Origin of the sequence: Novosphingobium resinovorum (assembly GCF_001742225.1) — a bacterium.
Taxonomy (GTDB): domain Bacteria; phylum Pseudomonadota; class Alphaproteobacteria; order Sphingomonadales; family Sphingomonadaceae; genus Novosphingobium; species Novosphingobium resinovorum_A.
This window is the reverse complement of record NZ_CP017078.1, coordinates 156800-181402: the sequence shown is the minus strand read 5'-3', so window position 1 is coordinate 181402 and position 24603 is coordinate 156800. Positions and strand designations below refer to the sequence as shown.

Annotated in this window: 19 protein-coding genes and 3 pseudogenes; 11 read left to right on the top strand and 11 right to left on the bottom strand. The window is 62.4% G+C overall.

The features are described 5' to 3' along the window. Positions 1 to 27: 27 nt before the first annotated feature. Together folP and BES08_RS30315 are read right to left on the bottom strand one after the other, a co-directional pair. Positions 28 to 858 carry a dihydropteroate synthase gene (gene folP / locus BES08_RS30320; RefSeq protein ID WP_069710404.1) on the bottom strand — a complete coding sequence of 277 codons (831 nt, stop codon included), beginning with the start codon at positions 856 to 858 and terminating at the stop codon, positions 28 to 30. Between the two features lie 336 nt (positions 859 to 1194). Continuing rightward, on the bottom strand, positions 1195 to 2586 hold the full coding sequence (locus tag BES08_RS30315; protein WP_420873481.1) for an ISL3 family transposase: 1392 nt from the start codon (positions 2584 to 2586) through the stop codon (positions 1195 to 1197). Positions 2587 to 2708: 122 nt separating this feature from the next. On the opposite strand from BES08_RS30315, the gene BES08_RS30310 reads away from it, so the two are divergent. The 3 genes and pseudogenes from BES08_RS30310 (at position 2709) to BES08_RS30300 (ending at position 5285) form a co-directional block, all read left to right on the top strand. Continuing rightward, positions 2709 to 3473 (top strand): IS6-like element IS6100 family transposase, encoded by a 765-nt coding sequence (locus BES08_RS30310; RefSeq protein ID WP_001389365.1) that lies wholly within the window; start codon positions 2709 to 2711, stop codon positions 3471 to 3473. 202 nt (positions 3474 to 3675) lie between these two features. Beyond that, positions 3676 to 4077: pseudogene (locus BES08_RS32485) on the top strand (transposase); the annotation flags it as partial. Between the two features lie 449 nt (positions 4078 to 4526). Next, a complete protein-coding gene (locus tag BES08_RS30300) occupies positions 4527 to 5285 on the top strand; it encodes a class I SAM-dependent methyltransferase (RefSeq protein WP_156800078.1) in 759 nt (252 codons plus the stop codon). 494 nt (positions 5286 to 5779) lie between these two features. Here the strand turns inward: BES08_RS30300 and BES08_RS30295 are convergent, their stop codons facing one another. From BES08_RS30295 to BES08_RS30260, 8 genes are all read right to left on the bottom strand, one after another. After that, the gene (locus BES08_RS30295; protein ID WP_083274945.1) at positions 5780 to 6043 is read right to left on the bottom strand and encodes an IS3 family transposase; all 264 of its coding nucleotides are present in this window, start codon (positions 6041 to 6043) and stop codon (positions 5780 to 5782) included. Next, entirely contained in the window at positions 5983 to 6213 is a 231-nt protein-coding gene (locus tag BES08_RS33505; RefSeq protein ID WP_069710309.1) for a hypothetical protein, read from the bottom strand. Before BES08_RS33505 ends, BES08_RS30295 begins: the two co-directional genes overlap by 61 nt. After that, the gene (locus tag BES08_RS30285; protein ID WP_069710308.1) at positions 6210 to 6500 is read right to left on the bottom strand and encodes a transposase; all 291 of its coding nucleotides are present in this window, start codon (positions 6498 to 6500) and stop codon (positions 6210 to 6212) included. Before BES08_RS30285 ends, BES08_RS33505 begins: the two co-directional genes overlap by 4 nt. A gap of 73 nt (positions 6501 to 6573) precedes the next feature. Then, positions 6574 to 7167 carry a Tn3 family transposase gene (locus tag BES08_RS34580; RefSeq protein ID WP_083274944.1) on the bottom strand — a complete coding sequence of 198 codons (594 nt, stop codon included), beginning with the start codon at positions 7165 to 7167 and terminating at the stop codon, positions 6574 to 6576. Continuing rightward, positions 7061 to 7732, bottom strand: coding sequence for a Tn3 family transposase (locus BES08_RS34575; RefSeq protein WP_069710306.1), 672 nt, complete (start codon positions 7730 to 7732; stop codon positions 7061 to 7063). Before BES08_RS34575 ends, BES08_RS34580 begins: the two co-directional genes overlap by 107 nt. Before the next feature lie 117 nt (positions 7733 to 7849). Beyond that, on the bottom strand, positions 7850 to 9289 hold the full coding sequence (locus BES08_RS30270) for a DUF4158 domain-containing protein (RefSeq protein WP_069710305.1): 1440 nt from the start codon (positions 9287 to 9289) through the stop codon (positions 7850 to 7852). A 285-nt stretch (positions 9290 to 9574) separates the two neighbouring features. Next, complete coding sequence (locus tag BES08_RS30265) at positions 9575 to 10825, bottom strand: type II toxin-antitoxin system HipA family toxin (RefSeq protein ID WP_069710304.1); 1251 nt, start codon at positions 10823 to 10825, stop codon at positions 9575 to 9577. A gap of 5 nt (positions 10826 to 10830) precedes the next feature. Beyond that, positions 10831 to 11172 carry a helix-turn-helix domain-containing protein gene (locus BES08_RS30260; RefSeq protein WP_156800077.1) on the bottom strand — a complete coding sequence of 114 codons (342 nt, stop codon included), beginning with the start codon at positions 11170 to 11172 and terminating at the stop codon, positions 10831 to 10833. Positions 11173 to 11330: 158 nt separating this feature from the next. Between BES08_RS30260 and BES08_RS30250 the strand changes: the two genes are divergently transcribed. Further along, the gene (locus BES08_RS30250) at positions 11331 to 14696 is read left to right on the top strand and encodes a DEAD/DEAH box helicase (protein WP_083274943.1); all 3366 of its coding nucleotides are present in this window, start codon (positions 11331 to 11333) and stop codon (positions 14694 to 14696) included. Positions 14697 to 14869: 173 nt separating this feature from the next. Here the strand turns inward: BES08_RS30250 and BES08_RS32480 are convergent. Further along, positions 14870 to 15214 (bottom strand): annotated as a pseudogene (locus tag BES08_RS32480) (Tn3 family transposase); the annotation flags it as partial. Between the two features lie 122 nt (positions 15215 to 15336). Here BES08_RS32480 and BES08_RS30240 point away from each other — a divergent pair. From BES08_RS30240 to BES08_RS30210, 7 genes and pseudogenes are all read left to right on the top strand, one after another. Further along, a pseudogene (locus BES08_RS30240) lies at positions 15337 to 16935 on the top strand (DUF4158 domain-containing protein); the annotation flags it as partial. Between the two features lie 139 nt (positions 16936 to 17074). Continuing rightward, the gene (gene istA, locus BES08_RS30235) at positions 17075 to 18568 is read left to right on the top strand and encodes an IS21 family transposase (RefSeq protein WP_081799279.1); all 1494 of its coding nucleotides are present in this window, start codon (positions 17075 to 17077) and stop codon (positions 18566 to 18568) included. Next, a complete protein-coding gene (gene istB / locus BES08_RS30230; RefSeq protein WP_036531279.1) occupies positions 18565 to 19332 on the top strand; it encodes an IS21-like element ISSsp5 family helper ATPase IstB in 768 nt (255 codons plus the stop codon). Before istA ends, istB begins: the two co-directional genes overlap by 4 nt. Before the next feature lie 229 nt (positions 19333 to 19561). Continuing rightward, positions 19562 to 20587, top strand: a complete 1026-nt coding sequence (gene adhP, locus BES08_RS30225) for an alcohol dehydrogenase AdhP (protein WP_004212676.1) — start codon at positions 19562 to 19564, stop codon at positions 20585 to 20587. Positions 20588 to 20612: 25 nt separating this feature from the next. Continuing rightward, positions 20613 to 22319 (top strand): copper resistance system multicopper oxidase, encoded by a 1707-nt coding sequence (locus tag BES08_RS30220; RefSeq protein ID WP_015449263.1) that lies wholly within the window; start codon positions 20613 to 20615, stop codon positions 22317 to 22319. Then, the gene (locus BES08_RS30215; RefSeq protein ID WP_015449262.1) at positions 22316 to 23302 is read left to right on the top strand and encodes a copper resistance protein B; all 987 of its coding nucleotides are present in this window, start codon (positions 22316 to 22318) and stop codon (positions 23300 to 23302) included. Before BES08_RS30220 ends, BES08_RS30215 begins: the two co-directional genes overlap by 4 nt. Further along, positions 23296 to 24537 carry an MFS transporter gene (locus BES08_RS30210; RefSeq protein WP_015449261.1) on the top strand — a complete coding sequence of 414 codons (1242 nt, stop codon included), beginning with the start codon at positions 23296 to 23298 and terminating at the stop codon, positions 24535 to 24537. Before BES08_RS30215 ends, BES08_RS30210 begins: the two co-directional genes overlap by 7 nt. Positions 24538 to 24603: the final 66 nt, after the last annotated feature.

Here is a 24603-nt window from a genome sequence, read left to right as displayed (position 1 = left end):
CATTGGGGGATGAGACCGTTCCGGCGGTCAGCCTTTGCTGCTGAAGTGACCCTTGTTCGAGTTCACAGCCGATAACACCGCTAGGCCGTCAGCCAATGCTCCAGCGTCGTGAGTACGAATATAACTAACTCCCGCCATAGCAGCGAGCAGCTCCGCTGCAAGCGTCGCTGACCCGATTTTCTCAACAGCTTTGCCTGTTACCTTCCTTAAGAAGGACTTTCTAGAAGCGGATATTAAGAGCGGTAAGCAGAACCTATGTGAAAAGTCCTCTAGATTAGCGAGGATACGAAGAGACGCTTCGGGATTGGCACTTAAAAAGAATCCCATGCCTGGGTCCAAAATGAGCCGCTCTGGCGCAATACCAGCGTTAATTAGGGTAGCGATACGCTCTTCAAAAAACCGAAACGAATGCAGCCACACCTCGTGTGGCGAAAAGTCAGATTCTGTTGCACGGTTGCCAGCTTGCATCGAATGCATGACGATGAGTTTGCATTTGGCCACTGCAAGATCGGCGTAAATGCTAGGCTCGGAAAACCCCGTGATGTCGTTCAGAAATTCTACTCCTCTCGAAATTGCATAGCGCTGGGTTTCTGCTCGAAAGCTATCGACCGAGACGGGAATCTTAGCTTTATGAAGCACGGTGATAACTGGACTTAGTCGCCGAATTTCCTCTTTAGAATCCACCAACTCAGCGTTTGGATTACTGGCGGCTGGTCCTAGGTCAATGATGTTGGCGCCATGCTTCCATAATCCATTCGCGTGCGCGATCGCGGACTGCTCATCCAAGAACAAGCCTCCGTCAGAAAAGGAGTCGCTGGTCATGTTCACGATCCCAAGGATCTGAGGGATATCTTGCATCAATCGGCTCCCGGCCACATCGTGGCGTTCTAATTCAGATGGCGCGATTCTTAGCCCTCAGGCGGAAGGCCACTGTCTTGGTGAAGCACCTCGGTGAAGCTGTCGACGACCGCACGTTTGTGTCGTTCCCACCGAGTTCTTCGATTCTTCCACTCAAGTCGCAAGTGTTCGCGCTCCTTGGTGCGCGCATTTCAGTCCCGGTTCCAACGCATCGAGCGTCTGTCTCGTTTGGTTGGCTTGCGTCGGCCTTGACGAATGAACTGAATAGCATATTCTATCCGTATCGAACAAGTGTTCGTATATCGAACATTCGGAGGGACGATAAAAGGGTCTGCCTCACTTTGTGTGGAGATCGGACAATTGGATGGGCATCATCCGCGCTCTGAGAAGCTCTGCACCCGCTCGGCCATACATAGCGCGCTTGATCGTCTTCAGTCGGTTGATCTGACCTTCCGCTTGACCATTGCTCCAAGGCAGGTCGATGGCGTTACAGACGGCGTCGATATCGCGGCGAAGGACGCGGGCAAAACGGGCCAGGAAAACCAGGCCAGAATGAATGGCATCATCAATCCAATCTTCGAGCCTTGCCGAATTTCGGCTATGAAATATTCCGCGAAACCGCATGGATAAGCTGCGCAAAGTCGCAAAGGTATCTGATCCCTGCTTGAGGGCGTCCACTTTCCGCTCTTGATTGACGGTCAGCGCGCCGCGCGGCTTGATGCAGAGAGCAGCGGCGACAACCGGCGAGATCCAGTGGCCAGTGTGCGGATCACGCACAGGCGCATTATCGTATGTACTGTCGACGACGCCAACCCGAGCCGGCGCCGCATCATCCTTATCCTTATCCTTATCCGATTCCGGTCTCTCGGCGCGGCGCCAGGTTGCCAGGAGGCGTTCAAGATTGGAAAAGCTGCCGGTGTACCCGCGATGCTTGATGTCATGAAACAGATGCCGCCCACGGCGGTTGCCGTCCTTCCAACATTGGGTGAGAAAGGCTTCGAAATACAGGGGAGATGTCGGCTGCAACGCTCCCCTGCGTCGGTCGGGTGGCGTTTCAAACGTCAGCCATTTCGCGATGCTGCGGCGGCCATATCCAGTGCGACGCGCAATCTCCGAGCAGGTCAGGCCTTCTTTGCTCAAGGCGTGCACCGTCTCGAACACCTCCTTCCGGGACTGCCTATGTGTCCGTCGAAGCTGATTGCGCAACCGCATTCCAGGCGCCTCCTCATGCAAAGCTCGATCGTCATGATCAGTCTCGATGTCCTCGTCTGGCAGCAGTGCCCTGCCTGTAGCTCGGCCGGAGAGGCTCATCTGTTCCTCGATCGCAAGACGCAGGTTCTGGAAGAGATGAAAGCGGTCAGCCACCTGAGACGCTTGCGGGGCACCTTCACGAGCAGCCTGCGCGTATAGCCCGCATCGATCTCGACTGACCACCTCAATGGAGGGATGCCGCTTCAACCATTGTGCAACGCTCGCCACGCTCCGGTCCTCGAGAATGTCCATGACCTTTCGGCGCTCGAGATCAACGATGATCGTGCCGTAGCGCCACGATTTCCTCCAACTCCAGTCATCGATACCGATGATCCGAGCGGGGGGCTCGTCGTCGATCTGTAAAGCCATGCGCTTCAAGTGCCGAAGGATGGTGTCGTCGCTGACCGGCATCCCGAGCTGGTTCATCAAGCGCTCTCCCGGGCGTCCGCCTGTGCCGTGCCCCAGAAGGCCGACTATGTTGGCGACCCTCTTTGTCCTGCGGGCGTAGGGCGAGGCAATATCCGGGATCGGGTCCGAGGGCTCTGTTGCAAAAATCGTGAAGCTTGAGCATGCTTGGCGGAGATTGGACGGACGGAACGATGACGGATTTCAAGTGGCGCCATTTCCAGGGTGATGTGATCCTGTGGGCGGTGCGCTGGTATTGTCGCTATCCGATCAGCTATCGCGACCTTGAGGAAATGCTGGCGGAACGCGGCATTTCGGTCGACCATACGACGATCTATCGCTGGGTCCAGTGCTACGCCCCGGAGATGGAGAAGCGGCTGCGCTGGTTCTGGCGGCGTGGCTTTGATCCGAGCTGGCGCCTGGATGAAACCTACGTCAAGGTGCGGGGCAAGTGGACCTACCTGTACCGGGCAGTCGACAAGCGGGGCGACACGATCGATTTCTACCTGTCGCCGACCCGCAGCGCCAAGGCAGCGAAGCGGTTCCTGGGCAAGGCCCTGCGAGGCCTGAAGCACTGGGAAAAGCCTGCCACGCTCAATACCGACAAAGCGCCGAGCTATGGTGCAGCGATCACCGAATTGAAGCGCGAAGGAAAGCTGGACCGGGAGACGGCCCACCGGCAGGTGAAGTATCTCAATAACGTGATCGAGGCCGATCACGGAAAGCTCAAGATACTGATCAAGCCGGTGCGCGGTTTCAAATCGATCCCCACGGCCTATGCCACGATCAAGGGATTCGAAGTCATGCGAGCCCTGCGCAAAGGACAGGCTCGCCCCTGGTGCCTGCAGCCCGGCATCAGGGGCGAGGTGCGCCTTGTGGAGAGAGCTTTTGGCATTGGGCCCTCGGCGCTGACGGAGGCCATGGGCATGCTCAACCACCATTTCGCAGCAGCCGCCTGATCGGCGCAGAGCGACAGCCTACCTCTGACTGCCGCCAATCTTTGCAACAGAGCCAACCACCGTCGTCTGTTCGGCCCCATCGGGCATGTCCCGCCCGCCGAAGCCGAAGCCAACTACTATGCGGCCAGAGACAACCTCGATATGGTCGCATGACTCAATTGAAACCGCCTCCGGAAAACCCGGGACGCTTCAACGCCCATCCGGACCAGACCTGTTGCTCTCATTGAAAGGCATCGGGTCAGAGGCCGCACCTGTTTTGTGGACAGAAGGGCTATGCCGGCATTTTGACAATCGCCGCCAGGTCGCAGCTTATGCAGGGTTAGCGCCGACGCCATGGCAAAGCGGCCAGATCAATCGAGAGCAAGGCGTCTCCAAAGCGGGCAATCCGCGCCTTCGGACAGCCCTGATCCAGATCGCCTGGCTTTGGATCCATCATCAACCGGCGTCCGGGTTGACCAAATGGTTCAAGGCTCGCGTCCAGGAAAATGGAGGTCGCATGAAAAAGTCAACCATCGTCGCCTTGGCGCGCAAGCTCATCGTCGCGTTCTGGAAGTTCATCAGCTCAGGCGTCATAATCGAGGGAGCCATCACAAAAACCGCATAGTCAGGAGAAACCGCAAATCCTCGCAGGGTCTGCAGACCCTGCCGGATGCCGGGAAGGCGGACCGCGTAACTGCCGGGCAATCCATGCCGATCCGTGAGAATGGTTCCGCCCCCCTGGGCTCTCGTCCGCAGCATGCGGGATGATGGTTCAGTCGCCTCGTGCACTGACCGAATATAAGTTGGAGCCGGCGTCAGAATGGCGCCTGATCATGCAACGAGCCCAGACCCGATATCCGTCCAGCCCATAAGGTGCGCTATAACGTAAATCCCCTTGACTCAATCACCCCTCATATACGCAGTTACCTTCGGTGCCCATTGACAGACGTTCGAGCGGCGGCACATGCAGATCGAGGTTGGCCACGATCAGGACCAGGGGCCGGAGTGATGACGGTGAATATCTCGTTAGGTGGCAGGGGTGGCGCTGTGTAAGATCTTCCTCCGGGGGCAATCATGTTTAAATCGGCAATCAAGCGATTCGCGGCAAAACATCCGGCGCTGGTGCGTCCCGCTTGGCGGGCGATGTACCCGTTGCTGCGTAAGACCGTCTATCTGTCTGGCAGCGAATACGCCGATCGCAAGACAGCTTTTGCAACCATATTCGCCGAGAACCGCTGGCAAAGCGGAGAGTCGGTTAGCGGGTCAGGAAGCGAGGTGTCTGCCACGAATATGCTGACCACGGCGCTGCCCAACTTGTTGCGTGACTTGAAGGTCGGCACGCTGCTCGATGCACCCTGTGGCGATTTAAACTGGATGCGGCACCTGAAGCTCCCCGACGGGATGCACTACATCGGCGCAGACATCGTGCCGGATCTCATCAGCAAATTACAGTCGGAACACGGTACGGACGCCCGCCAGTTCCAAGTGATCGACTTTGTGGACGATGTGCTACCGAAAGCCGACGTGTGGCTGTGCCGGCACGTTCTATTCCACCTGTCTTTTGCAGACATCACGAAGGCGCTGCACAACTTCGCCAAGTCCGATATTCAATACCTGATCGTTGATAACGTCGATGGCCTGAAGAACGTGGCCGACATCCAATCAGGAGGGTTCAGGCTTGCGAACTTGCGGGCGGCTCCGTTTAATCTTCCGAAGCCGATGACCCGCATCGCAAACTCGAACCCGCCCAATCCTCCCGAATATCTCAACGTTTGGACGCGCGATCAGGTGGCGAAGGCGCTTGAGCGAGAAGCGCCGGATCGGGTCGATTAATAGAACCCTCGTCGTAAGCATGGGAAGCTATTCTGCCCCAGCAATTACAGTAACCTACGACGGTTTTTCATTCCAATATTGATAAGCCCTAGGGGGATTGTCGGAATGAGTGGGGGTGGAGATTAGCGCACAACCTCTACTCCGAGCGTTCCCGATACGAGCGTAATTGCAGATGCGGTCGGGAGCTATGCTGGAAAATGGGTGACGGTGGGGGAGATGGCGGGGGCGGTCATGCGCAGCCCTCCAGCAGGGCGTCGAAGCTGGCCAGATCGGTGAGGATGACGGGCGTGTCGTCCGGGAGGTCGCGGCATCGCTTTTGCCACAAATCCCCACACAACCTTGTGATTCCGATTACTTGGACTTCGACAAAACCTACGCTTTCCTGCCGGCTTCAGCGTTCTTCACCGGCGACCCGCTACACCCGCACCGCCGGCCGCCGGTTCGAAGGGCTGTGGCGCTGAAATCCCAAATCGCCAATCCGCACAGCTTCGCGGTCACGGGGCCAGGTAGAGGAACCCGCGCCCGATCGGGATGTAGGTGATGTCGGCGCACCACACCTGGTTCGGCCGCTCGATCGCCAGGCCACGCAGCAGATAGGGGAAGACCTTGTGGCCCGGCGCGGGCTTGGTCGTCCTGGGCTTCGGCCCCAGCGCGACGATCCCCATCGTACGCATCAGCCGCTGCACCCGCTTGCGGTTCACCCGCCAGCCGTCGGCGCGCAGCATCGTCCCATCCGCCGCCAGCCCAGGAACGGCCATGCCATAAACAGCTCGTCGATGCTCCGCATCAGCGCCAGGTCGTCGTCATCGGTCGGCCGCGGCGCCCGATACACGCCCGAGCGCGCCACGCTCAACAGCTTGCACTGTTTCCGGATCGACAGATCGTCGTTGTCCCGGTCGAGCAACGCTCTGCGGTCCGGGGCGCTCATCTGCCGGACCTCCTGGCTAAAAAATCGCGCTCCACGGTGAGCTGGCCGATCTTGGCATGAAGCTTCTCGATCTCGCGCTCGCGTGCGCTCTCGTCGTCCCGGCCAATGCCCGGATCGAACGCGCGGGCAGCCTGCTCCTGCAGCTGCTTCTTCCACGCGTAAATCTGCTTGGGATGGACCTCGTAGCGTTGCGCCAAATCCGCAACGGTCGCCTGTTCCCGCAACGCCTCCAGCGCGATCTTCGCCTTCAGCGCCGCATCGATCTTACGTCTCGTTCTCTGGGTCATTCTCCGCTCCGTTTGTTGCAACGGAACGGCCCGAAATCCAATTAGTCAACCGGTCCCAAATTCGGGGTCCACTTCAGATGTGCCCGAAAGCGACCGGCGCGATGCGGGCCAGGTGCGTCGGCGGGAAGCTATCCGCGCCGTCGCGAGTCACGACTTGCTGCATTGCCGCGGTATTCCAGGCCATGATGATGTTGGTCAGCAGCGTCAGGGCGCCGGAGATCGCCGCCACCTCGCGCAGACTGCGCCCATGCTTGGCCTCGATCCGGCCGGCAAAGATGGCGCGCTGCAGCTGGTGCATGGACTCGCCCTGCGCGAGGTTGCGGTGCACTTCCCTGCGGAACGCCGGCTTGACCAGGTAGTCGAGCAGGAACAGGCTGCGCAGCACTTTGCCGAGCAGGGTTCCAGCTTCGTAGACCGGCATGCCCCTGGCGGCGCTGCCATGGCGCTCGATGATCGTCGCGGCCGAGCCATCACCCGCCTTGAGCGACAGGACCAGATGGAGGAGCCCGTCCCAACCCTGCCGGGCAGCCCGACTGATCCTGATACGCTCGACCATCGGTTCAAGGCTTGGAGGAACGAGGACGCCGTGCGGGAGATGCAGCTTGCGGCTCGCGATATCCGCGAGGCGCGGTGCGAGATCGAAGCCGAGGAGCTTGGCCGCAGCCATCGCGAAAATAGGTGAACCCGTGGGTGTCGACGGCCAGGCGCTGCAGCTCGCAGAGCTTCTGCTTGAGCGCGCCCTCGATGGCGACCCCGGCCTGCCGCTCGTTGAGCAGCACGGGCTGATCGTAGATCACCGCCCATTGGTCGCTGACATGGGTGTAGGTGCCGACCGCAGGCCCGCGCCGCCTGGGTTCAATCCGCGCAAGCCACAGTTTGCGGGTCGCATCGAGGCTCATCATGTCGGCCGAGGCGGCGACGCCCGAGCCCCACTGCGCGGCGATCGGGTGAGCGAGCATCGCCGCGGCCGCGGCGTCGCTGGCGGTGCGAAGGTGGCCGTTCTCCTCGACAGCCCGCATGGCCAGTTCGATCCGATCGTCGCTGACCCCGTCGACCATGCGCGCCATCTCGGCCGCATTCTTCTCGGTGCCCATCGCAAGGACGGCGGCATAAAGCGCCTCCAGCTCCTCGGCGCCGGTGGCGTCCCGTCCCAGCAGGAGCGATGAGAACCGGGTGCGGAACCGTCCGTTGACGATGCTCACCTCGCCGGCGCCGATCGCCTCATCGAGCATCGTCGCCCGCAGCGACAGCGCTTCCCCGAAACCGCCCGAGGTAACCCTCGATGGAATTGGTCCAGCGGTTATCCCGCATCGCCTGCGGCCGCGCCTTGTGCCATTGCGCGCTCGGCATCAGCTGGCGGCGACGCTGCGGTGGTGAACGCTGTGCGGCGCGCTGATCGAGCCATTGCGGAGCGAGCGCTTCAGCAGCATGGCGGTGGCGACCTCGTAGGCCGCAAGGCGCTCCGCCGGCGTCCTCGCCGCCTGCAAGACCCCGGTTTGTGCCTGCGGGAACGGGACAGCCTCCCAGGACATCAACCCTGGCTCACGCTCGTCGTAGGCTTCCTCCAGCGTTGTTAGCGCGAGCTTGAGCGGGTGATCGGCCGGGATCTGAAGGTCGAGCATGCTGACCTGCTTGAGCAGCAGGCGCAACGGTCCGGTTGTCGCGGCCATCTGGGTGCGGATCGCCTGGACCTTGCCTTGGCTCGCAGGCGCCGCGCGAAGCGGCTGCACCGCGACCGAGACTTTCTGCCGGAACTCGCGATCGGACAGAGCGGGATCGTCGAGCGCGCCGATGATCTCGCCGACACCGGTGCGGTATTGCCTGAGTTGCTCGAGCGCCCGGTCCTCGACAGCGCGGCGAGCCTGACTCCACAGCTGGCCGATCCGCCGGCTCGTCTGCATCAGGACCGCGTCGGTCGCCTCGAGCAATTGGAGCCGCAGCCAGCAGCCGATCTCGACCGTGCGCCGCGGCTCGCCAAGCCGCGGCAGCGTCGCTGCCTTGCGACGGGCGATACGCACCGCGTGTTGGCGCATGCGTTCGATCGGCACTGCGGGCAGGACGATGCGCTCGGCGCCCAGGTTGCGAAGCTCGGCGATCCGGTTCTGCATGTCACGCAACGCGCGTGTGCCGAAGCCCTTCGCCGGCACGCGCAGCCAGTCGAGCAGGGCCTCACCGGCGTTCGGACCGTTGCCGCTCAGCCTAGCTGCCCATCCTGCGGCTGTATCTTTGCCGGCGCAAGCCTCGACCGCTGTCTTCAGCTCGCCGAGGACATGATCCTGCGCCCGGGCGGCTATCTGCTCGAGACTGCGATCCCCGGGGATCAGGAACGAGCGGTCGTAGAGCCAGCGGCGCGCCGCCAGGACCAGTTGCTCGCGAACGAACTCGGTCTCGGCCTGCCGGCGGAGATAGGCCGTCAGCATTCTCAGCTGCGCCTCGCCGGCGGCGCGGAAGCCGGTCGCCGACTCGGCAAGGCGCTGATGCGCGAACAAGGTCGGGCGCCGGCGGTAGATGGCGCGCAGCGTCGCCAGCTGCGGGGCCGTTCCGCCAACCTGGGCAGCGGCATAGGCCAGGACCGATGACGGCACCCGTTCGAGAGCGGGCAGGTGCCGGCCGCTCATCCGGAGAAAGCCGATGTGCAGGACCAGTCCGAGGCGCGTCATGGGCCGGCGGCGGCTCGCGACGAGACGGCGGCCGGCTGCATCCAGGCGGAAGAAGAATTCGATCTCCGCCTCGGTCAGCGCGTCGGGGATCGCCTCGATCCCGAGATATCGCTCCCGCCAGCTCTCCATCGCCACGCTCCCACCAACGAGGGAAGGGTAAGGAAATTGGCCGTGCGAGTCTCTGAAAACCTGAAATTCGGCTTAAGCTGTTGTTTCGCAACGAGGCGCAACTTTGTGCAAAGCGGCAAACCATTGCAACGGGGCGATAATCCTTACCGTTACTATTTGTAAAAGTGGTACGGGAACCCTGTAGCGCAATGTTTCTCGAGATTGCAAGTCTAAGCGAAAGATGTATTTGGAAGTCGCCGATCGTTTCGTTCACCTTTGGGGTCCGCAAGCGGCTGGTTTGATCCGTCAGCGGCCCTCGGTGGCGAGGCGGAAGCACGTGGCAAAGCGTCCGCGGTCAGCCGCGCTGACCATGGCGTTCTTGAACTGCTGCTCCCAACCTGCAGCAACCCGTGCGCGCATGTCCTCGACGATGGCTAAGGCTTCCTCAGCGCTCAGCGCGAAAGCGGCTGCGCCTGCGAGTGCATTGGGAATGGTGGCGTCCCTGCCTTGCGGCCCGACACCCAGAACCAGACGCCGATCAAGTCCCACCTGTGGTTTGGGTACGACATCATAGAGGGGCGAAAGCCGCCAGCCTGTGCCGTCGAACAGGAAGCCGTGGTTGCGCAAATGATCGTCGTCATTCGTCACGAGGATATTGAACACCATGCGGCGGAACAGCTCATGGAGATCGCGGCGAACCTGCGTGCCGTGCTGGCGCAGAACGGCGGCAAGATCGGCATAGCTGTATCGGCTGACTTCGCTTTCGTGCGCGCCGAGCATGGTCAAGCCTGATGCGAACGGCCGTCGATCCAGCCAATTGTCGTGCGACACTCTGTCGAACCGCTCGATCAGGTAGATGTCGCGCTCAAGAACGCGCTGGAAATCGAGTGCAGGAACGTCGAGGCCGCATGCTGCCGCCAGACGCATGGTCGCCAGCTCAACCCGGCATTCCGGGAAGGTGTCGTTGCGTGCCTGAAACTTTGCGATCCACGGCTGTCCGTCGATATCGGTTGCCGCTTTGGGGCGCGCGCCGCCGAGCGACGATCCGGCGGTTAACAGGCGGCGCAGGTTCTCGTCGAGCTCATCGACGTGCTGCGCGCGCTCAGCGGCTTCCGCTAGTTCCTCCAAGGTAAAGCGCTCGCCTGGCGCATCGCCTGTGCCCCACGGCGTGATACGCTCGGGTCGCTCAGGCGTGGGGCCGAACGCGAGTGCCCCCACTCTGTAATCGCCCGAGGCAAGGATCAGATCGATCTCGCTCGGCAGACGGTCACCCATCGCCTTGTACATGAGGTACTGCCCCCAGCCATCGGGAGCCGCGTCGCGGATCCCGCCGAACACAGCAAAGCCCTCTTCGGTCCGGAATGTCACCTCAGTGCCGGGATCATGCAACGGCAGCGCCACCGGATCGACAGGGATGCGGTCAGGGCGCGCGAGGTAGCGGCGACCATAGGCAAAGGTCGCAAACTTGTTGCGCGGCTCGTCAGTCATTGTCAGCAGCCCCGCTGGAACGGGCTCGCCAGCGAGATACACGAAGACATAGCTGCGGACCGTAGGCATCGGCCTCAGAAATCCAGATCGTCGCTGCTGACGGCGTGGGTCGTCTTGGGCAGCCGCGCGAGGTCTTCGCTGATCCCCGCTCGGTCCGTATCAGGTGCGACCAGTTCGCCGAGGCGCTGGGTCATTCCGAGCACATGAAGGGCACTGGCGAGTACGGCCAGGCCCACCGTCGGATCGCCAGCTTCGAGACGCTGAAGTGTCTGCACTGATACCAGCATACGCTCGGCCATCAGTCGCTGCGGTAGCTTGCGACGACGGCGAGCAATTGAAATGCCCTTGCCCAGCTGCGCGATGGCGCGCTGGCTTTGGGGCGGGAGACTGCTGGCGGCTTTGGAAGCGCGGGACATACAGAGCATATGCCATATCATGTAAAAAATGTCAATTTAACATGATATGTCATGTATATAACAGCGAGCGCCCTGCTCATGTCAACATGCGCCGGCGACCACTCCTGATCGTCCAGCCAAGGCTATGCGCCATGCTACCGTCCGGCTAATGAGACGGTATGCGTATCCGGTTGAGCGATCATTTCGATTCATCGACACTGAAGCGCGCCCAGGATTATGTTGATCGCGGGCTGGTCATGAAGGTCGAGACCGAACGAGGCGGCGCTGTTGTAAGCCGCATCTCGAACGGGCGCGGCCAGGCCTACAATCAGCACATCGCCTTGCATGGCGATGCCGTCTTCGGTGCCTGCTCTTGCCCGATGGGCCATAATTGCAAACATGTCGCCGCAGCATTGATTTACCTGGCTGCAGCGCAGCACAAAAATGCCGTCAGTCTGGCCGCACCAGTTGAAGCCTGGCTCGCACGTGTCAGGCAAAATGCCACCACGGCCGCACCAATACCTGACCGGCCCGAAGAATATCCGAACAATATCAATGACCGGCTGCTTTATGTTCTCGAGCCCACCGGCGCGCAGCTTCGGGTAGATATCTACAAAGGGCGGATGGCAGCGGCAGGCGATACGCTGAACAAGAGCATGCGCCGTTATGATGTCCTCACTGCCATCCGCAGCAATGCTGTTCCCGCTTTCATCCGTCCGGTTGATCTGGAACTGATCCCTGCGCTGGCGCAGGCGAGAATCTGGGACGCACGCTATGGCTACGGCTATGGCTTTGGACCGGGTCTGCCGGACTTTCTGCTCCCCAAGGGCGAACAGGCAATCAGCCTGATCCGGCGGCTTTGCGACACGGGCAGGCTGCTCCATGAAGCTTCTCCCGAAGCGTGCCTCACCTGGTCTGAAGACCGGCCCGCCGTCAGGCTGGCTTGGCGTCTCGTACTGGATGGCACCCAACAGCTCGGTTTTGTGGACCCGTCGGGCGCACCCCTGCAATTGCGAGGGTTCGAAGGGGCTACATTCTGGATTGATATCAACGAAGGCCGCATCGGTGCGCTAGCGCAGCCAGTGAAGCTGGAGGCCTTACGTCTAATCGAAGCAGCGCCTCTTGTTTCAGCCGAACACGCAGAGGTAATTGGCGCTGCATTGCCTGATCGTATGGCCGACCTTGTCTTGCCGCGCCCGCACACCGTCCGCCAGATGACGCGCGCTCCCAAGACACGCCATGCCCGCCTGGTTCTGGGCGCGGAAACTGCGCGGGAAAACTCGCGCCGCTGGGGCGCTACGCTGCAGCTGCCAACGATCACCCTGACGTTCGTGTACGAGGGTCAGGAGGTTTCCGCTTATGACCCCGATCCCCGTATCATGCATGATGGAGAGGTGGTCACCCTGCTGCGCGACCATGAGTGGGAGGAAGCCTGCCTGACGCGGCTCATGGAAGCCGGTGCGATCCCGGTCGAAGAGCTCGAGACGCATTGGTCCGGCGAACGCATGATGGACTGTGACCTCGTCTTTGCCGATGGCGAGCTGAGCACTTCCCTCATGGATGTTTCCCGGCTCGATGATGCGATCGATTTCGCATTCGAGGTGGTCCCGGCATTGCGCCGCGAGGGATGGGACATAGTCGAGGGTCGCAAATGGCCTTACCGTCTTGCTGGAGAAACTGCCTCGCTGTCGATCTCGACGCTGAATGCCCCGGGCGCAGCATTTCAGGGAAATGACTGGTTTTCGTTTGGCTTTCAGGCCGAGATTGGGGGCAAGGCCATCGATGTCGCGCCCTTGATTGCCGCATTCCTGGAACAGTCCCGAGAGTGGGATCACGTGCCGGACGTGGATGTGCTGGCACAGCACCTCGCGAGCCAGCCCGTCTACCTTGATCGTGGCAAGCAAGGGTATGTCGCGGTGGACCTCAGCCCAATTGCACCATTGCTCCACATGTTCCTTTCGCATCAGGTGGAACTGGGCGCGATGCACCCTACGGATGCCGGGCTGGTCAAACTGGCTGAAGAAGCCCTTGCAGGTAGCGATGTGCGCTTTTCCGACATCGTCGGAATCCTGCCACTGGCGCGAAGCCTCCACGCTCTCACCGAGGTCGAGGCTTATTCATCACCGGCCGGGCTGAGGGCGCAACTGCGCGATTATCAGGCCTATGGCGCTGCCTGGATGGCAGCGCTGCTTCAGGCTGGCTTCGGCGGCGTGCTCGCCGATGACATGGGGCTAGGCAAGACGGTTCAGGCACTTGCACTCCTGCAGGCGAGGCGAGAGGCTGAAGCACCAGGCCCGGTGCTGCTGATCGTACCCACCAGCCTCGTGCACACTTGGCGCAGTCAGGCCGAACAATTCACGCCCGGCCTGCGTCTCGTGGTCTTGCACGGCAACGATCGTGCCGCTTACCGCGCAGCTGCATTGGAAGCTGATCTCGTCGTCACAACCTACCCCCTTCTTGCCCGCGATCGTGAATGGCTGGCCGCCCATGATTGGCCTCTGGTCATTCTGGATGAGGCCCAGACCCTCAAGAATCCAGCCTCGCAGATGGCCAAGACCTTGCGCGAAATCCCGGCCAAGGGGCGCCTTGCGCTGACCGGCACGCCTCTCGAAAACTCGCTTCAGGATCTTTGGACACTCATGGATTGGGTCAACCCGGGGCTCATCGGGGATCGCAAGCAGTTTCAGACGCTTTTCCGCACACCCATTGAAAAACATGGCGACGCCAGCGCGCAAGCCCGCCTCAACCGGCGCTTGCGCCCGTTCCTGCTGCGCCGGACGAAGGAACAGGTCGCAGCAGAACTGCCCTCCAAAACCGAGATACTCGAGCGGGTCGAACTGCCCAAGCCGCAGCAGGCACTCTATGAAACTGTGCGTAGTGTCATGGATGCCCGCGTGCGCGAGGCCATCAGAACGAAGGGGTTGGCAGCTTCCCGCATCACCGTGCTCGGCGCTCTCCTGAAGCTGCGGCAGGTCTGCTGTGATCCGGCCCTGGTCAAGACCGAGGCCGCACAGTCCGTCACTGACAGCGCCAAGCGCGCAAGATTGCGCGAACTTGTCAGCGAACTTGTCGCGGAAGGTCGCCGGGTGCTGATCTTCTCGCAATTCGTGGAGATGCTGCATCTGATCGAGCGCGATCTGACCGAGGCAGGAATTGCGTACCTGTCGCTGACCGGAAAGACGAGGAACCGCGCATCGGTGCTCGATGCATTCGCGAACGGAGGTGCGCCGGTCTTCCTCCTGAGCCTCAAGGCGGGCGGGGTTGGACTGACGCTTACCGAAGCCGACACCGTGATCCTCTATGATCCCTGGTGGAATCCGGCCGTCGAGCGTCAGGCTATGGACCGGACCCATCGGATCGGCCAAACCAAGCCCGTATTTGTCCATCGGCTCGTGGCGGCTGGCACAGTGGAAGAGAGAATTCTCGACATGCAGCAGCGCAAGCAAGCCTTGGCTGATGCCCTTTTCGAAGCTGAGAGCGACACAGCCCATACAGTGTTGGACGAGACCACACTGGAGGATTTGTTCGCGCCTCTCGGCGCTTGAGCCGAGCTGCGATGCCAATCGGCGTTCCAAAGGCTCCGCGTGTGTCGCGGATCTTGCTGGGCTCGTAGTAGATGATCCAGGCGCTGAGCTCGACTTTGTACGATTTTGATCGGGTCCAGGTCCAGAAGATGCTGTTGTTAGGGGGCGGTACATAGAACGGACCCAGATATACGCTAAGGTTTCGCCGGGCCTTCGACAGCGTGCATCTGGCGAAGCGGCCTGAGGGCCGGCGATGGCGCATCGGGGTCGGTCCAAAGATAATCGCCGGTGAGGTTGATGTGCTGCCATCCGAGCGGCGAAAGGTGTTGCAGCAGGTCCGGCGGGATCGACCGGCCTAGACTGGCAAGATGCATGCGGGCGGCTTGCAGGTAGGTCGTGTTCCACAGGACGATAGCACCGGCGACGAGGTTGAGCGCGCTCGCCCGATGGGTCTGGGCTTGCAGGGCGTGATCACGGATGCGGCCGATCCGGTGGAAGAAGATGGCGCGTTTCAGAGCATTTTCGGCCTCACCCTTGTTGGCCCAGTCGGCCCGAAGCTGCGATTTTGGTCATCTTGGAGAACACGTCGGGAACGGGCTGGTTGTTGTTGACGATCGCCCATGCGAGGAACGACGTTCCGCTCCGATAAGGGAGCGGCGTTATGAGCCTTGGCGTTTCGAGTGGGGATCTGATCGGCTCCTGGAGCCTGAGTTTTTCGGACATCGCGTTCGTGACCGGCAAAGCGGAGACGGCACGACTGGGATTGGCGGTTCAGCTTAGATTTTTCGCCGGGCATGGCTTCTTTGTGCCGGATCATGCGTCGATACCCTCCGACGGTGTCTTGTATCTGGCGGAGCAACTTGGTCTCGATGCCAAATCCGTGAACCACTATGATTTTTCCGGGCGCACCGCCCGCCGGCATTGCGCGGAGATTTTGCGGCATCTCGGGTTCCGCCGTATGACGCAGACGGATCGCAGGGCGTTGTCGAGGTGGATTTCCGACGATCTTTGTGCGGGCGGGCAGCCGATCAATGCCATGCTCGAGCATGTTTTCCTGTGGTGCCGCGACCGCCGTATCTATGGGCCGTCGCGCAAGGAGCTGGAACGCCTCGTCCGTTCGCAACGACACCTCTATCTGGAGGCCCTGTTGGCCCGAGTCCGCGATCGGCTTGCGCCGGATGCGGTCGCCTTGCTGGAAGCCTCGCTCGCCGATCCCGATGGCCCGACCGGCTTCAACACGATGAAGGGGGATGCAGGTCAGGCGACGCTCGAAAACATTCTTGGCGTGACCGCCAAACTCGCCTTTATCCAACGGCTTGCTCTTCCCCGAGATTTCCTATCGGTCACGGGCAAGGCATGGGTCGATCAGATCGTTCGCCGGGTTGCCGGCGAGAAAGCCTCGGAGATGCGCCGGCATGTACCGGCGCGCCAGCTCGGGCTCTATGCCGTTTATCTGATGGCGCGGGAAGCTCAGCTTACGGATGCGATGGTCGACCTGCTGATCGAGACGGTCCATAAGATCGGATCGCGCTCGAAACGCAAGGTGGTGGGCGATATCGCGAAAGACATCGAGCGGGTCTATGGCAAGGAGCGACTCCTGGTCGAGATTGCCAGCGCTTCGATCGACGATCCATCCGGGCGCATCTGCGATGTCATTTTCCCAATCGCCGGCAAGGACAAACTGGCGGCGATCATCAAGGAAAGCCAGGCAAAGGGCGCCTTGGATCGGCGGATCTACAAGGTGATGCGGAGGTCATGGGCCAATCATTATCGCCGTATGCTGCCAAGCCTGCTTTCGGCACTGGAGTTCCGGTCGAACAACGCCGTGTGGCGTCCGGTGCTGGCGGCCCTGGACTGGATCAGAAGCAAAGTGGATGATGGATGCCGCTACGTGCCGCCGCACGCAGTGCCGGTCGACGAGGTCATTCCGGCGAGATGGCGCAGTTCCGTCATTGATGAAGAGGGGCGCGTAAACCGGATCAGTTATGAGCTTTGTGTCCTCGCGCAACTGCGCGATCGCATCCGTTCTAAGGAAATCTGGGTTGTCGGGGCGGACCGATACCGCAATCCCGATGACGATCTTCCCAAGGACTTCGATGCGCGGCGAGAAGCATATTACACAGGATTGAACCTGACGGCGGATGCGCGTGCATTTTCAAGCGCCATCCGGGAAGAGCTTGCTCAGGAACTGTTGCTCCTCAATGCCAATATTCCCCGGAACGACAAGGTTCGGCTGCTGTGGCGCGGCGAGAACCGTATATTCCCAGCTCAAGCGCTGCTGAGAACGGCGGAGCAATATTCGGCCACGCTAGCGGCGGGATAGTCCTGCTGCGGGCGGCGTAAAAGTCGTCCACCTTGAAGCCTTTCTGCCAAGTCAGGGAGGTGTGGGGATCTACAGCGTGGAACTTTATCTTCAGGTCCGTTTGGCTTGCGCGGATGGCATGAGCCAACGGGCGGCGGCGAAGCGTTTCAATGTGTCGCGCGATACGGTGCGCAAGATGCTGTCGTTTTCATCGCCGCCGGGTTACCGGCGTCAGTCTGCACCGCAGCGCCCGAAGCTGGACGGGTTTGTGGGGATCATCGATGGATGGCTTGAGGGGGATCGCGGTGTCCCGCGCAAGCAGCGCCATACGGCGAAGCGGGTATTCGACCGTTTGCGCACCGAACATGGTTTTACCGGCGGCTATACGATCATCAAGGATTACATCCGGGAGCGCGAGCAACGCAGCCGGGAGATGTTCGTGCCGCTGGCGCACCCGGCGGGAGATGCGCAGGCCGATTTCGGGGAAGCGCTGGTGGAGATCGGCGGGGTGGAGCAAAAGGCTTACTTCTTCGCGCTCGATCTGCCGCACAGTGATGCCTGCTATGTGCGAGCCTATCCGGCGGCGGTGGCGGAGGCCTGGGTGGACGGACATGTCCATGCCTTCGCGTTCTTCGGCGCGGTGCCGCGCTCGATCGTCTATGACAACGATCGCTGCCTGGTGGCGAAGATCCTGCCAGACGGCACGCGCAAGCGTGCCACGCTGTTCAGCGCTTTCCTGTCGCATTACGTGATCCGCGACCGCTATGCCCGCCCGGGCAAGGGGAACGAGAAAGGCAATGTGGAAGGGCTGGTTGGTTACTGCCGCCGCAATTTCATGGTGCCGATCCCGAAGTTCCCGACCTGGGAGGCGTTCAACCTGTGGCTGGAGGAGCAATGCCGCAGGCGCCAGCAGGACAAGGTGCGCGGGGAGAGCGAGACGATCGGTGAGCGCTTGCAGCGCGATTTGGCGGCGATGCAGCCTCTGCCCGCTACACCCTTCGAGGCCTGCGATCAGACCGGGGGGCGGGTCTCCTCGCAATCCCTGGTGCGCTACAGGACCAACGATTATTCGGTTCCGGTGGCCTGGGGCCATCAGGAAGTCTGGATCAGGGCCTATGTCGATGCGGTGGTGATCGGATGCCGCAGCGAGGTCATCGCCCGTCACCCGCGTTGCCATGCCCGCGAGGAGGTTATCTTCGACCCGCTCCATTATCTCCCGCTGATTGAGCAGAAGATCAACGCATTCGACCAGGCGGCCCCTTTGCAGGGCTGGGACCTGCCCGAAGCGTTCGGGACGCTCCAGCGGTTGATGGAAGGGCGCATGCACAAACATGGCAGGCGCGAATATGTACAGGTGCTGCGCCTGCTGGAAACGTTCACCATCGCCGATCTCCAGGCGGCGGTGGAACAGGCCATCGACCTTGGCGCCATCGGCTTCGATGCCGTCAGGCACCTGGTCCTGTGCCGGGTCGAACGCGTGCCGCCCAGGCTGGACCTGGACGTCTATCCCTTCCTGCCACGCACGACGGTCGAGAAGACCTTTGCCAGAGCCTATATGAGCCTGCTGTCCGACAGGCAGGAGGCCGCATGAGCGATCAGGCACCGGAGATTCTTCTCGCTCACCATCTCAAGGCACTCAAGCTGCCTACGTGCCTGCGAGAGCATCACAAGCTCGCCCGGCAATGTGCCGCTGAAGGCGTCGATCATATCCGCTTCCTCGCCCGTCTCGTCGAGATGGAGATGATCGACAGGGAGCGTCGTATGGTCGAGCGGCGCATCAAGGCCGCGCGCTTCCCCGCCGTCAAAAGCCTCGACAGCTTCGACTTCGCCGCTATCCCCAGGCTCAACAAGATGCAGGTGCTCGAGATGGCGCGCTGCGAGTGGATCGAGCGGCGTGAGAACGCCATCGCTCTGGGGCCATCGGGCACCGGCAAGACGCACGTAGCTTTGGGGCTCGGGCTGGCAGCATGCCAGAAAGGACTGTCGGTGGGCTTCACCACTGCGGCGGCGCTGGTCAGCGAGATGATGGAGGCGCGCGACGAGCGGCGTCTCCTGCGCTTCCAGAAGCAGATGGCCGGATACAAGCTGCTCATCATTGACGAACTGGGCTTCGTACCGCTCTCCAAGACCGGTGCCGAACTGTTGTTCGAGCTGATCTCCCAGCGCTATGAGCGCGGCTCCACCTTGATCACCAGCAACCTGCCCTTCGACGAATGGACTGAAACCTTCGGATCCGAGCGCCTCACAGGCGCGCTCCTCGATCGTCTGACCCATCACGTCAGCATCCTCGAGATGAACGGCGAAAGCTATCGCCTCGCTCACAGCCGGGCCCGAAAGGCCAAAACCAGACCCTGAAAATCAAGCCAATGCCGGGGGGAGTGGCCTTCGGGCTACGCCCTCACGCCACTCCCCCCGGCATGTAACACCGTGGCCTGGTTTTACGCCGCCGAATGGCCGACTTTTGCTCCGCCGTTGACAACCGGATGATGCTCGATCATTATCAGCAGACCAAGAATCTGCTCGTCTCCTATGACGAGCACGCGCTCGGCCTATTCTGACCCCCCGCTTAAAAGGAGAAACGGACATGGCGAAAACCATGAAGGCGGCGGTCGTCCGCGAATTTGGCAAGCCCCTGGTCATCGAGGACGCGCCGATCCCGACGGTCGGCCCCGGGCAGGTCCTGGTCAAGATTGCGGCAACCGGCGTGTGCCATACCGACCTGCACGCGGCAGAAGGGGACTGGCCGGTCAAGCCCAACCCGCCCTTCATTCCTGGCCATGAGGGCGTCGGGCATGTCGCCGCCGTTGGTGCCGGCGTCACCCATGTGAAGGAAGGCGACCGGGTCGGTGTGCCCTGGCTCTACACCGCCTGCGGGCACTGCGTGCATTGCCTGGGTGGCTGGGAGACGCTTTGCCACGAACAGCAGAACACCGGCTATTCGGTCAATGGCAGCTTTGCCGAATATGTCCTCGCCGATCCCAACTATGTTGGTCACCTTCCCGACAATGTCGACTTCCTCGACATTGCGCCGATCCTCTGCGCGGGCGTCACCGTCTACAAGGGATTGAAGGCCACCGAGGCCCGACCCGGCGAGTGGGTGGTCGTCTCCGGCATTGGCGGGCTCGGCCACATGGCGGTGCAATATGCCCGAGCCATGGGTCTCAATGTGGCCGCGGTCGACATCGACGATAGCAAGCTCGACCTCGCTACACGCCTTGGCGCCACACTGACGGTCAACGCGCGCAACGAGGACCCTTCGGCAGCGCTCAAGAAAGCCATTGGCGGCGCGCACGGGGCGCTGGTGACCGCCGTTTCGCCCAAGGCGTTCCAGCAGGCGCTCGGCATGGTCCGGCGCGGCGGCACGGTCGCGCTCAACGGCCTGCCGCCGGGCGACTTCCCGTTGTCGATCTTCGACACCGTGCTGAACGGCATTACCGTGCGCGGCTCGATCGTCGGCACGCGGCTCGATCTGCTCGAGGCACTGGCGTTCGCCGGCGAGGGCAAGGTCAAGGCCACGGTCCATGCAGACAAGCTGGAGAACATCAACGACGTCTTCTCCCGCATGCATCATGGCGACATCGAGGGCCGGATCGTCCTCGACCTCGCCTGAAGCCGACTTCGCGAAAGTACAGTTCATGTCTCCCTTACATATCCGGCCGATCGCGCGGCGCCGTTTCGTCCAGGGGCTGGCGATCGGCGGCGCGGTCGCCGGTTTCGCCCCGGCGCTTCTCGCGCGATCCGCACCAACCTTGCCCGCTGAGCTGAGCGGGACCGAGTTCGACCTCGAGATCGCCGAGCTGCCGGTCAACTTCACCGGCAAACGCCGTATCGCGACCGCCGTGAACGGCAGCGTGCCCGCGCCGGTCCTGCGCCTGCGCGAAGGCGACACGGTCACGCTGCGCGTACGCAACGGCCTCAAGGAGATGTCGAGCATCCATTGGCACGGCATCATCGTGCCGGCGGAGATGGACGGCGTGCCCGGCATCAGCTTTGCCGGCATCGCGCCGGGCGAGACCTTCACCTATCGCTTCGAGGTCCGCCAGAGCGGAACCTACTGGTATCACGCTCACACGCTCGCCGAGCAGACGGGACTCTATGGAGCGATCATCGTGGAGCCAAAACAGGTGCCGACGGCGCGGGCGCCCGATCGCGACTATTGCATCGTGCTCAGCGACTGGTCGGACGAGCCGCCGCTGCAGATCTTCCTCAATCTCAAGAAGCAGAGCAGCTACTATAATTTTGCGCAGCCGACCGCCGGCGATTTCCTCAAGGATGTCGGCACCATGGGCTTGGGCAAGGCGCTCGAGCGGCGGCGGATGTGGAACAGCTCGCGGATGAACCCGACCGACTACAGCGATGTCTCTGCCGCGACCTACACCTATCTGATGAACGGCGCGCCGCCCGCCGGCAACTGGACCGGTATCGCCGCGCCCGGCGAGCGCGTGCGCCTGCGCTTCGTCGGCGCGGGGACGGCGACGTTCTTCGACGTGCGGATCCCCGGGGTCGAGCTGACGGTCGTATCGACCGACGGGCAGCCGGTCGAGCCGGTCACGGTCGAGGAATTCCGGATCGGCCCGGGCGAGACCTACGACGTCGAGTTCACCATGCCCGAGGGCGGCGCCCGCACCATCTTCGCGCAGGCGATCGATCGGAGCGGCTATGCGCGTGGCACGATCGCACCGGCCCCGGGCATGGCGGCAGCCGTGCCGCCGCTCGATGCCCGGACCTGGCTCGAGCCGGTCGACATGATGGGCGCGATGGCGACGATGGGCGCAATGGGAGGCGACGCGCATGCCGGGCACGGCATGACCGAGATGCCGGCCAGGGCACGGCACGCCCGCACCGAATATGGCGCCAATACCGACATGCGCGTCGACTATCCGCGCACCAATCTCGACGATCCCGGCGCCGGGCTGCGCGGGCGCGGCTGGCGCGTGCTGACGCTGGCCGATCTGCGCACGCCGGGCGGCGATCCCGACCCGCGCGAGCCCGAGCGCGACATCGAGCTGCATCTGACGGGCAATATGGAACGGTTCATCTGGTCGCTCGACGGCATCAAGCTCAACGATTCCAGGCCGCTTCATTTCAAGCCAAACGAGCGGCTGCGCGTCACCTTCGTCAACGACACGATGATGGCGCATCCGATGCATCTGCACGGCATGTGGAGCGATGTCGAAGGCCCGGACGGCGCCTTCCAGGTCCGCAAGCATACGGTCGTGGTCCAGCCCGCCCAGCGGGTGAGCTTCCGCGTCACCGCCGACGCCATGGGCCGATGGGCCTTCCACTGCCATCTGCTCTATCACATGGCGGCCGGCATGTTCCGGGAGGTGGTGGTCGCATGATCCGGATTTTCCCCTCGCGCGGCATCGCTCTTGGCGCTGCCCTCTTCCTGGCGCCGGCGATCACGGCTCCCGCCCTCGCGCAGGATGCCTCGCCCCCGTCGCCCGCCGCCACCCCTGCCCAAACGGCCACTCCCGCTCAGCACACCCCTTCCGCGCAAGGCTCTCAGGACCATGCGGGCATGGACATGCCGGGCATGGATATGACCGACACGAAGGCGTCCGGTAACGGCGCCACGATGGACATGGGCTCGATGCAGGGCGGCCAGGCCCCGCCGGACGCGCGCAACTCGGACGATTATGCCGACGGCTACCGCAACTCGACGCTGCCGGGCTATGAGATGGCCGACAAGCTCTCAATCCCCAAGATACTTGTCGATGAGCTTGAGTTCACCAGCGGCAACGAGGGTCAGGGCGTGGGCTGGACCGTGCTCGTCACCAAGGGTCAGGACAATGACAAGCTCTGGCTGCGCAGCCAGGGGCTCAAGAACTCCCGCGACCAACGTCTCGATCCGGAGAGCAGCGTCGAGGCGCTGTGGTGGCACAGCAAGAACCCGTTCTGGGGCACGCTGCTCGGGGTCAGGCAGGATCTCGGCAAGGGTGCGACCACCTGGCTGGCCGCCGGCGTCGAGGGACTGGCGCCCTATTGGTTCGACGTCCAGCTCACCGGCTATGTAGGAACCGATGGGCGTCTCGCGGCGCGCGCCAAGGCGTCCTATGAGGTCTTGTTCACCAATCGGTTGATCCTTACGCCGCAGGTGGAGACCAATATCTATTCGAAGCGGTCGAGCGATCGGCAGCTCGGCAGCGGCTTCAGCAATGTCGAGCTGAGCGGACGGTTGCGCTACGAGGTGTCGCGCAAGTTCGCGCCCTATATCGGCTTCGTCTGGGAGCGCGCATTTGACGGCACGGCCGATTTCCGTCGCCTGCGCGGGGAAGGGCCTTCCGAACACAGGCTGGTGATCGGCTTGCGCGCCTGGTGGTGATCCGCGGATGGCCACTCGAGGGGTCGACCGCGAACGCGCCGCGTGACAAGGCTGGATCGCAAGCCAACGGTCGCTGGCCGGCCTCCTTTTTCGTCTTGTTGCTCGCGGCGGCTGCGGCGTCGGCGGGACAGACGGCCATTCTCGCCTTCCTTCCGGCACTGGTCGACCCGGCTCGTGGCGCGCTATCGTCAAGCGCTCATGATTTTCATGTCGCGAGCCTGACCGCGGTCCATCCCCTGGCAGCCTTGCTGGCGGCGCCGCTCTGGGGCTGGATCGCGGACCGGGTCGACTATCGGGCGATGTTGCGCGCAGCGCTGGTCATCCTCGCCCTGGTGACCGCGCCGATCGGCCTCGTCGGGCTGCCTGAGCTTTATGCATTGCGCCTGGTGGCGGGGATGGCGTCGGCCGCCATCATACCGTTGGGCTTGCTCTGCGCGAGCTTTGCCGCAAACGAGCGCGCGGACCAGGCGCGGCGCTTCACCTGGCTGACCGCCTTCTTGTTTCTGGGCGATCTCGCCGGTCCGCTGGTGGCGGAGGTCTCGGCCGCGATCCTGCCCCGCGCTCCCCTCATGATCCTCGCTTTCGGCATCGGTGCCGTCGGGGCGGCGCTTTGCGCCGTGCGTCTGCCGCGCTGGTGTGCACCTTGCATCGATGGCGGAGACCTGCCCGCGCCGACGCTCGGCGCGACGCTCATCCTGCTTTTCGTCACGATCGTCGCGGGCGGCGGGCTGGCGGCGATGCATGTCAATCTCCTGGTGACGCGGAGCGTCATTTCGCTGAGCCGCGAAGAGATCGCCTGGATGCTCAGTCTCTGCGGATTGGGCATGCTGGCAGCACAGATCTTCCATGCGAGGCTCGATTGGCTGGTGACCATGCCGAGGCGGCTTGCGGGGCTGACGCTCGGCCTGCTGGCTGCGGCGCTCTTCCTGTTCCCTGTCGCCGCGAGCATGGCCGAACTCAGTGGGATCATCGTTGCTGCCGGCTGGAGCTCGGCAACCCTTCGATTGGTCACCAGCTTCTGGATCAGCGGTGCGGCAGCCCCTTCGGGTCTGAAGCTCGGTCTCCAGCATTCCGCCGCCAGCATCGGGCAGGCGCTCGCGCCGCTGGCGATCGCCGTCGTCGCTCCCGGGGCGCAGCACTTAGTCTTGTGGGGGATTGGTGGTCTGTCGCTGGCGCTGCTTGTGTCCTTGCCGCTCGCCTGGAGGCCGCGCGCCATCGTGAAATCTTCAGCGTGATGAGGGGTAGGGGGCATCAATGCGTATAGATCATTAGGAACCCTATCGCATGCTTCCGGGAGCCGT